Source organism: Bacteroidota bacterium (assembly GCA_038746285.1).
Lineage (GTDB): Bacteria > Bacteroidota > Rhodothermia > Rhodothermales > JANQRZ01 > JANQRZ01.
The window spans coordinates 15,927-29,732 of sequence record JBCDKT010000013.1 but is presented as its reverse complement, the minus strand read 5'-3'; the positions used below and the strand labels follow the sequence as shown (position 1 = coordinate 29,732).

Sequence of the window (13,806 nt, the reverse complement as noted above, 5' to 3'; positions counted from 1 at the left end):
GTCACTTCACCTGCCTCGCCTCGGTCATGCGGTAGAACAGGCCGTAGGGGTCATCGCGGAGCAGCTCCAGGCGGCCCTCGACGGGGATCGTGTCGTAGGTGAACCCCACCCCGCGCTCGGCCTTGACCTCGATGACCGAGTTCGGCCCGCCGGGGAGGTGGAAGAAGCACCCGTCGCCGGGGAAGGCGCTGATGAGGAAGTCGGTCTGCTCCTCCTCCAGCCCAAGCGGGATCATGTAGCCGCTGAGGCGGACGACGGTCCCGTCGAGTTCCTCGACCTCCGGGGGAAACGTCGGCAGCCAACGCACCCCCTCGGGCGTCTCGGTCTGCTGGAAGTCCGCCTGCATCAGCAGTTGCCAGGTCGGGTCGTCCGGCTGGAGAAGCGGGGCGTCCCATCCCCCGTTGACGACGCGGCCCGTCGCCGTCGCGGACCCCTGTGCGGTTTCGCTGGCCCAGCCCGGCCCGACGCCGGTGAACCACGCGGCAAAGAAGAGAGCGGCCAGCGCCAGCGCGTAGCCGACCGGCTGTAGGATCGAGGAGAAGAGAGGCATACGGAAGCTCCAGTGGTTGAGGAGAGAGTCAGCCCCGCGCCAGGGTGCGGGCGATGTCGGTGCGGTAGGCCTGGTAGGCCGGCACGAGCGCCGCCACGACGCCGGCCGCGAGCGCGAGCGCGACGACGAGGAACTCGCCGGGAACGAAGGCGAAGCCGCCCAGGTCGAGGCCCTGCGCGCGCTCGACGGCTCCGCCCAGGCCCGCCGCCGCGAGGTGGCCGAGCACGAGGCCCAGCAGCGTCCCGAGGCCGGCCAGCAGTAGGCCTTCGAGCAGGACGTGCGCCATCAGCTTACGCCGCGACGCCCCCAGCGTTCGCATCATCGCCAGGTCGTAGCGCCGGTCTTTGAGCGCGTTCAGGAGCGCCACGAAGACGCTCAGCACGGCCACGAAGATGAGTACGAGCCCGAAGGCCCGGACCGCGCCGAAGCCGACGCCGAGGAGGTCGAACAGGCGCGCGGTCTCGAACGCCGGGGCGGCGGCCTGGAGGTCGGTCTGCGTGTTGACGTAGCGCGGGAACGAGAGGGCCGCCAGCGGCGAGGCGTAGCGGATCAGGACGGCGGTGTACTCCTGGGCCGGGGCCTCCGGGGTCTGCCCAGCGAAGCCGGTCGGGCCCGGCGGTCCGGGCACGGTGCCGGCCGGAGGTGAGGCGGCCCGGACTTCGGCGGGTTCGTCTTCGTGCGCATGTTCATCATCGTGCGCATGATCCTCGTCGTGGGCGTGCTCCTCGTCGTGCCCATGCTCCTCGTCGTGGGCGTGCTCCGCCTCGTCGTCATGGGCGTGTTCGCCGTCGTGACCTTCGTCGTGACCTTCGTCGTGAGCGTGCTCCCCGTCGTGGTCGTGACCGTGGGCACCGTGCACGTCCCACACCGTCTCGATGCTCGTCAGGATGAGCCGGTCCAGGATGGTGCCGGTCTCGGCGAACACGCCGACGACCTCGATGGGGTGCTCGTCGTGCGTCTCGCCGCCGGCCCCGAGGCCGTGGGCGCTCTGGAACGTGTCGCCCACGTCGAGCCCGGTCTCGCCCGCCACGGCCGCGCCGAGCGTAGCGCCCATCGTGCCCGACCACAGCGCCCCGCGCTCGACCTCGCCCCCGTAGTGATCGGCGTAGGCCGGCGTCGCGCCGACGACGCGGAACCCCCGGTAGGAGTCGCCGAGGGCGAGCGGCATCGCCTCGGCGACGGCCCGGTCCGCCATGATGGCTTCGGCTTCGGCGAGCGGGATGTTGCCCGTCGGGGCGTCGATGTGGTAGACCGACGAGAGGATGAGCTGGAGCGGGCTTCCCTTCGCACCGACCACGAGGTCGATCCCCTGGGCGTTGCGCACCAGGTTTTGCTCGACGCGGTCGCTCACGATCAGGAGCACGATGATGGTCGCGATGCCGAGCGCGAGGATGAGCACGTTCAGCACGCTGCTGAGCGGGCGCTGGCGGAGGTAGGAGGCGCTGAGCTTGACGAGGTTCATGGTCGCTGCCGCTGGTCTGCAGAGGGGCCGAGCGCGTCCTCGGCTTCGGTCGTGCCGTTCGGGGCCGCTGGCGCGGCGTCGAGGTCGAGCCGGTGCTCGAAGGCCCCCACGATGCGCGCGTCGTGCGTGGCGACGACGAGCGTGGCCTCGTGCTCCGCGGCCTGCTCGCGCAGCAGCCCGAGCACCTGCTCGGCCCGTCGGTCGTCGAGGCTGGAGGTCGGCTCGTCGGCCAGGAGGAGGCGGGGCCGGTTCATCACCGCCCGCGCAATCGCGACGCGCTGCCGCTGCCCGAGCGAGAGTTCGTGCGGGTAGGCCCCCGCCTTCTCGCCCACGTCGAGGCTGCCGAGCACGGCGCGCGCGCGGCCCTCGTCCTGCGGTAGCCCGGCCAGGTAGGGCGCAAGCAGCAGGTTCTGCTCCACCGTCAGTGTCGGCAGAAGGTGCATCTGCTGAAAGATGATTCCGATGTGCCGGCCCCGGAAGCGGTCGAGCGCGTCGCTGCCGAGCGCGCCGAGATCCTCGCCCGCCACCACGGCGCGGCCCTCGCTCGGACGGAGCAGGCCGGCCAGGACGTGGAGCAGCGTCGTCTTGCCGCTGCCCGAGCGGCCGAGCACGAGGTGGTACTCGCCCTGGGCAATGCTGAGATGAGGAAGGTCGAGGACGGCGGTCCGGCCGTACCGGTGCCGTACGCGTTCGAGAAGGACCATGACGCCTGCACGCCGTCGCCGCGCGCGAGCGCGGCCGGTGGAAGGTCAGTGAAGCGAGCGAGGGGCGGCCGGGGCAACCGGCCTCGGCCAGAGCGCGGACGCGGGAGGAGGTTAGGCAGAAGTGAGGGAGGCTCGCCGGATGGCGAGCGGCGCGCACGGGGAGCAACAGGGCCCGACGGTGCGCTTCACTGCTGCCTCTGCCTGGAGCCGGACGGAGCCCGGCTCGGTGGTCACGCGCGGCGCGCTGACGCTGGAGGCTCGCCGAGGGTTACGCCCCAGCCGGGGGGCCACGTTCCTTCGGCGTGGCGACGTTGTGCTGGAATGCCGGTGCTTCCTGCGCCGGGACCGCCTGCTCGAACCAGGCGGCCCCCGTGAAAGACGGAAGCGCGGCCGGCTCGGCACCGAGCACCCGCTGGAGATGCGCACAGCCGAGGCAGGTGCCGGCGTGGTCGTCCTCGCCGCCGGAGGCTGCGCTGCCGACGTCGCCGGGGACCGCAGCCGGAGCCTCGTGCTCTTCCAGCCCGTGGCTCGCCCAGTGCGCAGCAGGGCCGAGCGTACCACCCACGAGGGTGATCGCCAGGAGGACCGACGCAAAGAAAGGACGACGTGCACCCATGGTAGTCAGTATACGATACGAGCAGCCTGTCTAGTATGGCTGCTCCTGCCGTCTGCGCGTGACGCGACGAGACAGGAACGTGACGGCAAGCTACCGGGGAGGAGAGCAACGACAATCCGGCGCGACCGACCTACTCGTGCCCTGCGCAGGCACGGTCTCGCTCGCAATCAACTCGCGATCCTCGACGCAGCTCCGCACGTCGCCGGGGCAAGGGGCTTCACCGGCACCAAAGCCGCGCCCGGCACGACGAACCACACCGTGGAGGGCGGCCGGTATCCTTGACTGCTTAGCCCGCCCGCACAGGCGGCGCAGCACGTTCCCAGAACCAGTTCTCGACAGGACCCGCGCGCAGAGAGACGCTCGCCTAACTCGTCTGTCCCGCTTTGAAACTCAGCACCGGCTGCGGTCCCAGCAGTGAAAGGTACTGGTCTTTCCCGGTTGCTTGCTGCCGAGCGTGCCGGGCGACGTTCGAAGGTGTTTCCCCCCAGGAGAGTATCCTGACCCGAGGCGAGTGCGCTTTCGGTTACACGGACATCATCCAGAAGCGCAGTGGTCCAGAGCCTAATGCTACAGATAAACAAACCAAAAGAAGATTCATCCAGGTAAACTAAATAATCCAAAAGATTACTCTACATCGATTATAGTGTTAATAAGGTTAAAGCAAAACTTGAGGTGCATGGATTCAAGAGCTAAGCCTAGCAAGGGTATCAGAAAAATTAGTCAGTGCTACGGTGTCTAAGGAGTTGACTCAGAGTGAATAGGGGCATACCATGACAGTGTTCACAGGGGAAGGATGTAACGGGGACTCTACAACTTGCATCCTCCTATGGAGCATTCCCTGGCGTAGGAACAGCATTGTCCGCGGCGGCAACTGTCGCTGACTCTGCAGGCTCACCGCTCCTTGAAAGCCAGCGAAAAGTCCAACATTTGCGCGTGACAAAAGATCACGCCACAGTCACCGCTACGCCGTGTTCGCACAGTCGGCGTGGCACTGCGGCCAAGGCCATCAATCTCATGCTTTCTGCCTCCTTGCTCCGGTTCGCGCCGGAAACCCATCAGCCTCACGCTAACCCCTTCGGCGCTCGGTGTTGCGGCTCCGCGAGGCTGATCCGCACCGTGTGCATGCTCCTAGCACTCTTCCCTGCTGTGCAGGCGCAGACGGTCAACTTCGGGTCAAGCGGCCTCAGCGGGGAGAGTTCCAACAATCCGACCTCGCTGCAGTTCGGGCCGGACGAGCGGCTCTACGTCTCGCAGCAGGACGCGACGATCTACGCCTACACCATCGCGCGCAACAGCACCAACGACTACGACGTCACGGCGACGGAGACGATCAACCTGATCAAGAACAACGTCCCCAACCACAACGACGACGGCGCGGCCAACGCGACGAACAAGCGGCAGGTCACGGGCATCCTCGTGGCCGGGACAGCGTCTAACCCTGTGTTGTATGTCACCTCGTCCGACTGGCGGATCGCCGTCGGCAACGACAGCGGGCTCGACACCAACTCGGGCGTCCTGACCCGCCTCACCTGCTCCGGCGGGATGAGCGGCGGCGCGTGCCAGGGGTGGGACGAGGTGGACCTCGTCCGCGGCCTCCCGCGCTCCGAGGAGAACCACTCCACCAACGGCCTCGACCTCGACGAGAGCACGAACACGCTCTACGTCATGTCCGGCGGCCACGCCAACAAGGGAGCACCGAGCAACAACTTCTCCGGCACCCCGGAATACTACCTCTCCGCCGCCCTCCTCAGCGTCGACCTCGACGCCCTCGACGCGATGCCGGTCTACACGGACCCGCGCAGCGGCCGCTCCTTCGTCTACGACCTCCGCACGCTCGACGACCCGCAGCGGGCGAACATCGACAACACCTCGCCGGACTTCCCGTACCCGGTCGGCCACCCGCTCTACGCCAGCGAGGTCGACCCGGGCGACCCCTTCGGCGGCAACAACGGGCTGAACCAGGCTATTCCTGAGCCGGGCGGCCCGGTCCAGATCTATGCCCCCGGCTTCCGCAACGCCTACGACGTGGTGTTCACCCAGGCCGGCGAGCTCTACACCTCGGACAACGGTCCGAACGGAGGCTGGGGCGGCACGGCGCTCGTCTACGACAACGGCGGCACCCTCAAAGGCTCCGCACCGGGCATCTTCAACCAGGCCGCCGGCGACTACTGCACCAACGAGTTCAACGAGGCCAACAGCAACACCCACGGCGACCCACTCTTCCACATCAGCGGCCCCGGCTTCTACGGCGGGCACCAGGCCCCCATCCGCGCCTTCCCCGACAAGGCGGGCGTGATTCTCTACGAAGAGATCAGCGGGAGCTGGGTCGAGACGGCCTCCTACAACTTCGCCGACCTCCTCCCGGCGGACCTCTCGATCAGCGACTTCCCCGGCAACCCCATCGAGTGCGAGTACAGCGCCAACGATCCCAACAAGTACCTCGACATCGTCAACGCCTCGACGAACGGGATCACGGAGTACACCGCCTCGAACTTCAACGGGGCACTCGAGGGTAACCTCCTCACGGCCTCCTTCAACGGCAACATCTACCGCTACGAACTCAACGCGGCCGGCGACGACGTCGTCACCGAGGAGTCGCTCTTCTCCGGCTTCGGCTCGCAGCCGCTCGACGTGATCGCGCAGGGCGACGGCGACATCTTCGCCGGTACCGTCTGGGCCGTCACCTACGGGGCCAACAACATCACGGTCTTCGAGCCGCAGGACTTCGGTGCCTGCGACACGAGCGACCCGAGCGCCGACGCCGACGCCGACGGCTATACCAACGGCGACGAAGCCGACAACGGCACCAACGCGTGCAGCGGCGGCAGCAAGCCCAACGACTTCGACGGCGACCTGGTCTCCGACCTCAACGACGACGACGACGACGGCGACGGTATCCTCGACGTGGTCGACGTCTTCGCCCTCGACGCGGACAACGGCACGGCGACCGGCCTCCCGGCCAACTTCCCGCTCTGGAACAACGACCCCGGCACCGGCCTCTTCGGCCTCGGCTTCACCGGGCTTATGCTGCCCGAGGACGGGACGACGACGTGGCTCGACCTCTTCGACGAGAACAACCTCGCCGCGGGCGGTGCCACCGGCAAGCTGACCGTCGAGGCCGTCCCGCACGGCGACACGTACCAGAACGAGAACGCCGGCGAGTACGGCTTCCTCTTCGGCGTCGACCTCGACACGACCTCGCCTGCGTTCGTCGTCCGGACCCAGCTCGAACCGCCCTTCTTCGCCGTCAACGGCTCGCCCTCGACGCCCACGGACTGGCAGTCGTTCGGCATGTTCGTCGGGACCGGCGACCAGGACAACTTCGTCAAGGTCGTCTTCAACGCCAACGGCGGGAACGGCGGCGTGGAAGTCGCGAAAGAGGTCGGTGGCTCGGCCAGTGGGAGCCAGTACGACAACGGCGACTGGGGCGGGGCCGACATTCTCGCCTCCAGCGAGGTCGACCTCTACCTCCTCATCGACCCGCAGGCGCTGACGGCGCAGCCGCAGGCCTCGGTCGATGGCGGCGCGACGGTCTACGACCTCGGCAGCCCCGTCTCCATTCCCGCCGCGTGGCTCGACCCGAACGACGGCCAGGGCCTCGCCGTCGGCACGATTGCCACGGCCAACAGCCCCGGCGACAACGCGCCCGAGTTCGGCGCGACCTGGGACCTCTTCGAGGTCTACGAGGCCCCGTCCGAGACGGCCGCCCTCGTGCAGGTCACCCCGACCGGCACCATCAACAAGAGCACCTTCAGCTCGAACTCCCTCTTCGTCGAGAACCTCTCGGCCGCCGCGAACATCACGAGCGTCACGTTCGACGTGAGCACGGCGGCGCTCCAGGACGTCGTCTTCGACCCGAACGGGACGGCCGGCGACGCGACCTCGAAGGACCTCTCGATTGACTCGCAGACCGGCGGCGACAGCAGCGTCGGCTTCGACAACCACACCTTCAGCAGTCCCAACGACGGCGGCTTCGCTGGCCTCACGATCACCTTCACCGACTTCGAGCCGGGCGAGACGGTCGGGTTCTCGATCGACATGGACCCGACGACGATCAACGGGACCTCGGCCCCTGGGCCGGGTGAGTCCGGCAGCGTCTCCGGCCTCGAGCTCACCGGCTCGACGGTGACGGTTGCCTTCTCCGACGGCTCCACGCAGACGGCGACGCTCTTCCGCGGGGCCGAGGGCGACGGCACCGGGGCCAGTACGACTGTCAGCGGTGCCGAGAACCTCGTCCGCACGCCCGAGCCTGCCGGTGCCACGGTCGACGTGGACGGCGTCGCGCTCTCGACGCCGGGCGGCGTGCCGAGCCACTTCAAGACAGCGACCGTCGGCCAGGCGCAGCAGACGATCCGCGTCGACGCGCCCGTCGGCTCCACCGTTCGCCTCCTCGCCTTCGAGTCGGCGCTCTTCGAGCAGGCCGGCGGCGGCAACGACGTGGACCCGTTCGAGACGAACTCCTTCACGGCCGTGGACGAGCAGACGGCGACGGTGACCAGCCCCGGCGGCGTGGACTTCACCGTCACCCTCGCGCCCGTCGACGAGAACGCGAGCGCCACGACGACGCACAACATCTTCGTCGCCGCCGTCGAGGACCCGGCCGACGGGATGACCGGGCCGGTCTCCGACGTGGTCGTGCTCGCCTACGACCCGACGATCCAGCCGGCCGTCCTCTTCCGCGTCAACGCGGGTGGTGCACTCGTCGCCGCGACGGACGGCGAGATCGACTGGATTGCCGACCAGGGATCAGGCGGCTCCGAGTACCTCGTGCAGGGCGGAGGCATGACGAACGGCTTCCCCACGGCGAGCCTTGATGCCTCGGTGCCGGCCGGTACGCCGTCGGCCCTCTACGCCACCGAGCGGTGGGACCCGTCGGGCGCGCCGGAGATGCTCTACAGCTTCCCGACTGGCAACGGAGACTTCGCCGTCCGCCTCTACCTCAAGAACGGCTTTGGCGGGACGAGTGGTCCGGGCGACCGCGTCTTCGACATCAACCTCGAAGGAGGCAGTCCGCCTGAGATCGCCGGCCTCGACCTCTCGGCCACCTACGGCCACCAGGTCGGCGCGATGATCGAGGTGCCGATCACCGTCGCCGACGGCACGCTCGACATCGAGTTCATCCACGACGTGGAGAACACGCTCATCAACGCCATTGAGATTCTCGGTGGGGGCAGCCCGGTGGCGAACAACGCGCCTGTGCTCGATCCCATCGGCGACCAGGCCAGCCAGGAGGGCGACGTGTCGGCCCTCACCGTCACGGCGACGGACCCCGACGCGGGGCAGAACCTGACCTACGCCGCTGCGGGTCTCCCGGCCGGCCTCGACATCGAGCCGACCAACGGCCAGGTCTTCGGCACGATTGCGGTCGGTGCAGCGGCGGGCAGCCCCTACACCGTCACCGTCACCGTGACCGATGACGGCAGCCCCGCGCTCAGCGACAGCGAGACGTTCATGTGGACCGTCACGGCCGCTGGCACGAGCACCGTGCTCTACCGCGTCAACAACGGTGGGCCGCAGCTCGCCGCGACCGACGGCGGTCCTGCGTGGGGCGAAGACCAGGCTGCGACGGGTAGCGGTGCGAACGGGTCCGCTTCGGTGGGCACGCCCTCGCCCTACCTCGACCTGACGCCGCCGGCCGTGGACAAAACCTTCGGCCCGACCGGCTTCTCGATCACCAACAGCACCGGGGCCCCCGACGACCTATTCGCGCACGAACGCTTCAGCGACGCCGCGAACCCCGACAACATGGGTTGGGACTTCCCCGTCGCCGACGGCAGCTACGAGGTCAACCTCTACTTCGCCGAGAACTGGAGTGGGGCATCCAACCCCGGCGTGCGCGTCTTCGACGTGCAGATCGAGGGTGTCACCGAGCTCGACGACTACGACCCCTACGTCGCCGCCGGCAACCAGATCAACGTGGCGACGAAGGAGACCTTCGTCGTGGCCGTCTCCGACGGTACCCTCGACATCGACTTCGTCAAGGGCGCGCAGAACCCGGCCCTCAAGGGCATCGAGATCGTCTCGATTACCGGCACGGCCAACAACGCGCCGGTGCTCGACCCGATCGACGACGTGTCGCTGACGGCCGGTGACGAGGTCACGAACATCGCCGTCTCAGCGACCGACGCCGATGCGGGCGACACGATCGCGCTCTCGGTCGAGGTCGTGGACGACGGCGACAGCTCGGTCGTCCCGGACACCGACTACACGTTCACCGACAACGGCGACGGCACGGGCTTCTTCACGTGGCCCACGCAGTCGGGCGACGCGGGCAGCTACACCGCCACTGTCACCGCGACCGACGGAATCGACCCGGCGACCGAGTCGTTCGCCATCACCGTCGTCCCGCACATCCCGACGATCACGCTCGTCTCGCCCGCCGACGGCGCGACGATCACGGCGGACTCGATCACGGTGACGTGGACGACGACGCAGCTCCTCGAAAGTGACCACGTCCACGCGCAGCTCGACACCGAGCCGCACATCGGGAGCCTCCCGCAGAACGGGTCCTACACGTTCACCGGCGTCGCGCCCGGCCAGCACACGATCACCGTGCGCGTGGCCGAGGTCAACCACGGCGAGTACCAGAACCCCGAGGCGATCCAGACGATCACCGTCACCGTCGCCGAGCCGGCACCGGCGGTGGTGCTCCACCGGGTCAACGTCGGTGGCGCGCTCGTGGCCGCGGCCGACGGGTCCTCGCCGGACTGGACGAAGGACCAGGGCAACTTCGGCAACGCGGGCAACTCGCCCTTCCTCGTCGCGATGAGCACCGGGGGCAGCACGTACAACGGGAACGCGGGCAGCGCCCACCCCGGCCCGATCGTGATGACGCACCCGTCACTCCCGGCGGGCGTCCCAGCCTCGCTCTTCAACTTCGAGCGCTACGACGCAGCCTCGGCGCCGGAGATGCAGTGGGCCTTCCCGAACATCGACCCGGGTACAACGATTGAGGTGCGCCTCTTCTTCGCCGAGCTGTTCAGCGGCGTGGACGCACCGGGTGAGCGCGTCTTCGACGTGGAGGTCGAGGGCGTCGTCCCGGCCGCCTTCGACGGCATCGACGCCATCGCCGAGGCCGGGCCGAAGGGCGCGTTCATGCGCACCCACACGCTCGTCGTGAGCGACGGCACGCTCGACCTCACGTTCATCCACGATGTCGAGAACCCAGCCCTCAAGGGTATCGAGGTTCTTGCCGTCAACGTGGGGCCGAACAACGCCCCGCTCGTCACCAACCCCGGCGACCAGAACAACGCCGAGGGCGACACCGTCAGCCTCCAGATCGACGCGAGCGACGACGACGGGCCGCAGGCGCTCGCCTACAGCGCGACCGACCTCCCGCTCGGCCTCTCCATCGACCCGGCGACCGGCCTCATCAGCGGCACGATTGCCTCGGGTACGATGGGCAGCGGCGCGTTCCAGGAGCAGGGCGGCCTCGTCGTGATCGAGCTAGAGTCGGCCGACAACCGGCCCTCGAACTGGGTCCTCGGCCCGGACGAGAACCCGACCTCGCCGAACATCAACAACCCCGGCAACGCCACGGGCGGGCAGTTCCTCGTGTGGGAAGGCTCGCAGTTCTTCGGCAGCCCCGGCAACGGACTGATGACGTTCCCCGTCGAGATCTCGACGCCTGGGACCTACCAGTTCCAGTGGCGCAACCAGGTCGGCAACGGCACCAACGCCACGGAGCACAACGACACATGGCTGAAGATCGAAGCCGACGCTTTCTACGGCGAGAAGGGCAGCGGCAGCATCGTCTGCCCGAAGGGCTACGACCCGGCTGAGAACGACTGCACCGGCGGCGTTCCCGAAGGGTCTGGTTCCGGCGGCTGGTTCAAGGTCTACTCCAGCGGTGCCAACAACTGGAGCTGGAGCACAAACACGAGCGACAACGACGCGCACCAGATCTACGCGCGCTTCGACGCGGCGGGGGTCTACAACATCCTCGTCTCGGCCCGCTCGTCGTCCCACGTCATCGACCGGATGGTGATGGCCGAGGCCGGCTACAGCGGCAACCCGACCGACACGAGCCTGCCGGAGTCGCCGCGCGCGACCGGGGCCGACGGGGCCGCGGCAGGCAGTCCCTACGACGTGACGGTCGCCGTCACTGACGGGGCCGCCACGACCGAGGTCGAGTTCGTCTGGACCGTAGGGGAGCCGGTGCCGGTGACCAACCCGAGCGCGTTCGTCGAGGTCACGCCCGGGGCCGGTCTCGGGGCGAGCACGTTCAACAACAACTCGTTCTTCATCACCAACACGGGCGACGTGGACATCACGAACGTCACCGTGGACGCGAGCACGGCGTTCATGCCCGACGTGGTCTTCGACCCGGTCGGCAAGGCCGGAGACAACGGCGCGAAGTGCCTCACCGCAGGCTCGGCCGGCGACACCGCGGCCGAGGTCGGCATCACGGTCCCGGCCAACGGCGGATCGGGGAGCGACCCCGACTGCGTGGACGTGTTCGCGCAGCCGCACAACGGCGTGGACGACGAGGAGGGCTACGACGTCCTCACGCTCGACTTCACGGACTTCAACCCGGCCGAGGTCTTCGCCTTCGGCGTCGACATGGACCCGACCTCGATCAAGGGCGACCTCAGCACGGGCGACGCCGGCTCGATCTCGGGCTTCGAGAACGTCGGAGCGACGGTCACAGTGACGTTCGCCGACGGGTCGGTCCTCGCGTCGAGCCTCTTCGACGAGGGCAGTCTCGGCGGTGCCCAGGCCGTTATCGCACCCGACTCCTCGATGGCACCGGTGCTCGGCACGGCCGCTGCGCTCACTCCGCTCGACGGGGACCGCGCCGCCGCGAGCGTGACCGACGCCGCCCAGACGATCACCGTCGCGGGTGAAGCCGGGGCCGCGTTCACGCTGCTCCAGGTCGACGCCCGCCTCTACATCGATCCGGGCAACCCGACCGTCGGCTACGACGTGGACCCGTTCGAGGCCAACGAGGCTGTCGCGAAGGTGCTCTACACCGGTACCCTCGACGGCACCGGCGCGGCGAGCGTGCCCGTCACGCTCCTCGAAACGCCGGGCTCGGGCAGCGCGCCCGACGGCGGCCTGAACCACTTCATCGCCGTCGTGGACGGCCAGGGCGAACAGACGAGCCAGACCTCGAACGTGCTCATCCTCGAACTCGGCGACACGGCCGCGTTCCCGGTGGCGTACGCCGAGGGCTGGAACCTCGTCTCGCTCCCGGCCGAGGTCCCCGACCCGGGCTACCTCGCCGTCTTCGAAGGCGGTGCCGGTGGCGATCCGCAGAGCCCGGTCTTCGTCGTGGAGAACACGTTCTTCGAGTTCGACGGGGCCTACACGACGCCGGACCCGGCAGAGCTGACGATTGGGCGCGGCGCGTGGCTGAAGTTCCAGCAGGCCGCTAGCTTCAACCTCGAAGGCACGCCGGTGCTGTCCGACACCCTCGCCTTCGGCGGGGCCGGATGGGCCCTCGTCGGCCCGCCGTCGTGCGCCGTGCCTGCGAGCACGCTCAACGACCACCCGAGCATTGTCTCCGGCACGGTCTACGGGTTCGACGGCGCGTACTTCGTCGCCTCCACGCTCACGCCCGGCGACGGCTACTGGGTCAAGGTGGCCGACGGCGCGAGCGCCTTCGACCTCCCGGTCTCGTGCGCCGTGGCCCGTCCGTCGGCGACGCAGCCTGTGCTGGCGGATAACGCCCGCCCGGTGCAGACGGCGTCGCTGAAGGGCGAGACGGCGCAGCGCAAGGGCGCGGCCTCGCAGGCGGCCGGCACGACAGCCGCGAGCCGGACGGAGGAGGCCCTCAGCGGGTTCTCCGCCCTCCGCATCGCCGACGCTGCCGGGTACGAGCGTACGCTCCACTTCGGCCGCTCGCTGGACGAGGAGACGGAGGCCGCGCAGTTCGCGCTCCCGCCGCTCCCGCCGGCCGGCGCGTTCGACGCCCGCTTCGCAGGCGACGCCCGCCTCGCCGAGGCGACGGAAGCCACCGTCCTCGTTCAGACCGCGGCGTACCCACTCACCGTCGAGGTGGACGGCGCCGAGGCCGAGTACGAACTCGACGTGCTCGTCGAGGGCACCGTGGCGGCGACCTACACGGTCGCGTCCGGCACCGCCGTCGAGATCGCCGAGGCCGGGACGACGCTCCAGGTCCGGCCGAAGTCGGAGGCCCTGCCCGAGACGTTCGCGCTCAACGGGGCCTACCCGAACCCGTTCCGCCGCCAGGCGACGGTGTCGTTCGACCTACCGGAGCAGGCCGAGGTGCGGCTCACGCTCTACGACGTGCTCGGCCGCCGGGTGATGGAGACCGAAGGGACTCTCGAAGCGGGTGCTGCGCACCAGCTTGAGATCCGGGCAGCCAGCCTCGCCTCGGGCGTCTACGTCTTCCAGCTCGAAGCCGCGATGCCGTCCGAAACGGTCGTCGAGACCGGACGCCTGACACTCGTGAAGTAGGACGCGCAGGGTCGGCGGGCGCATTGCCTGCCGGCCCTGACGCTCGCTGCGC

At 68.9% G+C, this 13,806-nt stretch carries 5 protein-coding genes; 1 reads left to right on the top strand and 4 read right to left on the bottom strand.

Going from position 1 to position 13,806, the window contains the following annotated elements; translation table 11 throughout:
- Position 1: 1 nt before the first annotated feature.
- From AAGI91_06135 to AAGI91_06120, 4 genes are all read right to left on the bottom strand, one after another.
- Positions 2–550, bottom strand: a complete 549-nt coding sequence (locus AAGI91_06135; GenBank protein ID MEM1042193.1) for a DUF3299 domain-containing protein — start codon at positions 548–550, stop codon at positions 2–4.
- Positions 551–578: 28 nt separating this feature from the next.
- Positions 579–2,012: an FtsX-like permease family protein gene (locus AAGI91_06130; GenBank protein ID MEM1042192.1), complete on the bottom strand. Its 1,434-nt coding sequence runs from the start codon at positions 2,010–2,012 to the stop codon at positions 579–581.
- Positions 2,009–2,716, bottom strand: a complete 708-nt coding sequence (locus AAGI91_06125; protein MEM1042191.1) for an ABC transporter ATP-binding protein — start codon at positions 2,714–2,716, stop codon at positions 2,009–2,011. Before AAGI91_06125 ends, AAGI91_06130 begins: the two co-directional genes overlap by 4 nt.
- A gap of 268 nt (positions 2,717–2,984) precedes the next feature.
- Positions 2,985–3,332: a hypothetical protein gene (locus tag AAGI91_06120; protein MEM1042190.1), complete on the bottom strand. Its 348-nt coding sequence runs from the start codon at positions 3,330–3,332 to the stop codon at positions 2,985–2,987.
- Positions 3,333–4,454: 1,122 nt separating this feature from the next.
- Between AAGI91_06120 and AAGI91_06115 the strand changes: the two genes are divergently transcribed.
- Positions 4,455–13,754 carry a malectin domain-containing carbohydrate-binding protein gene (locus AAGI91_06115; protein MEM1042189.1) on the top strand — a complete coding sequence of 3,100 codons (9,300 nt, stop codon included), beginning with the start codon at positions 4,455–4,457 and terminating at the stop codon, positions 13,752–13,754.
- Positions 13,755–13,806: the final 52 nt, after the last annotated feature.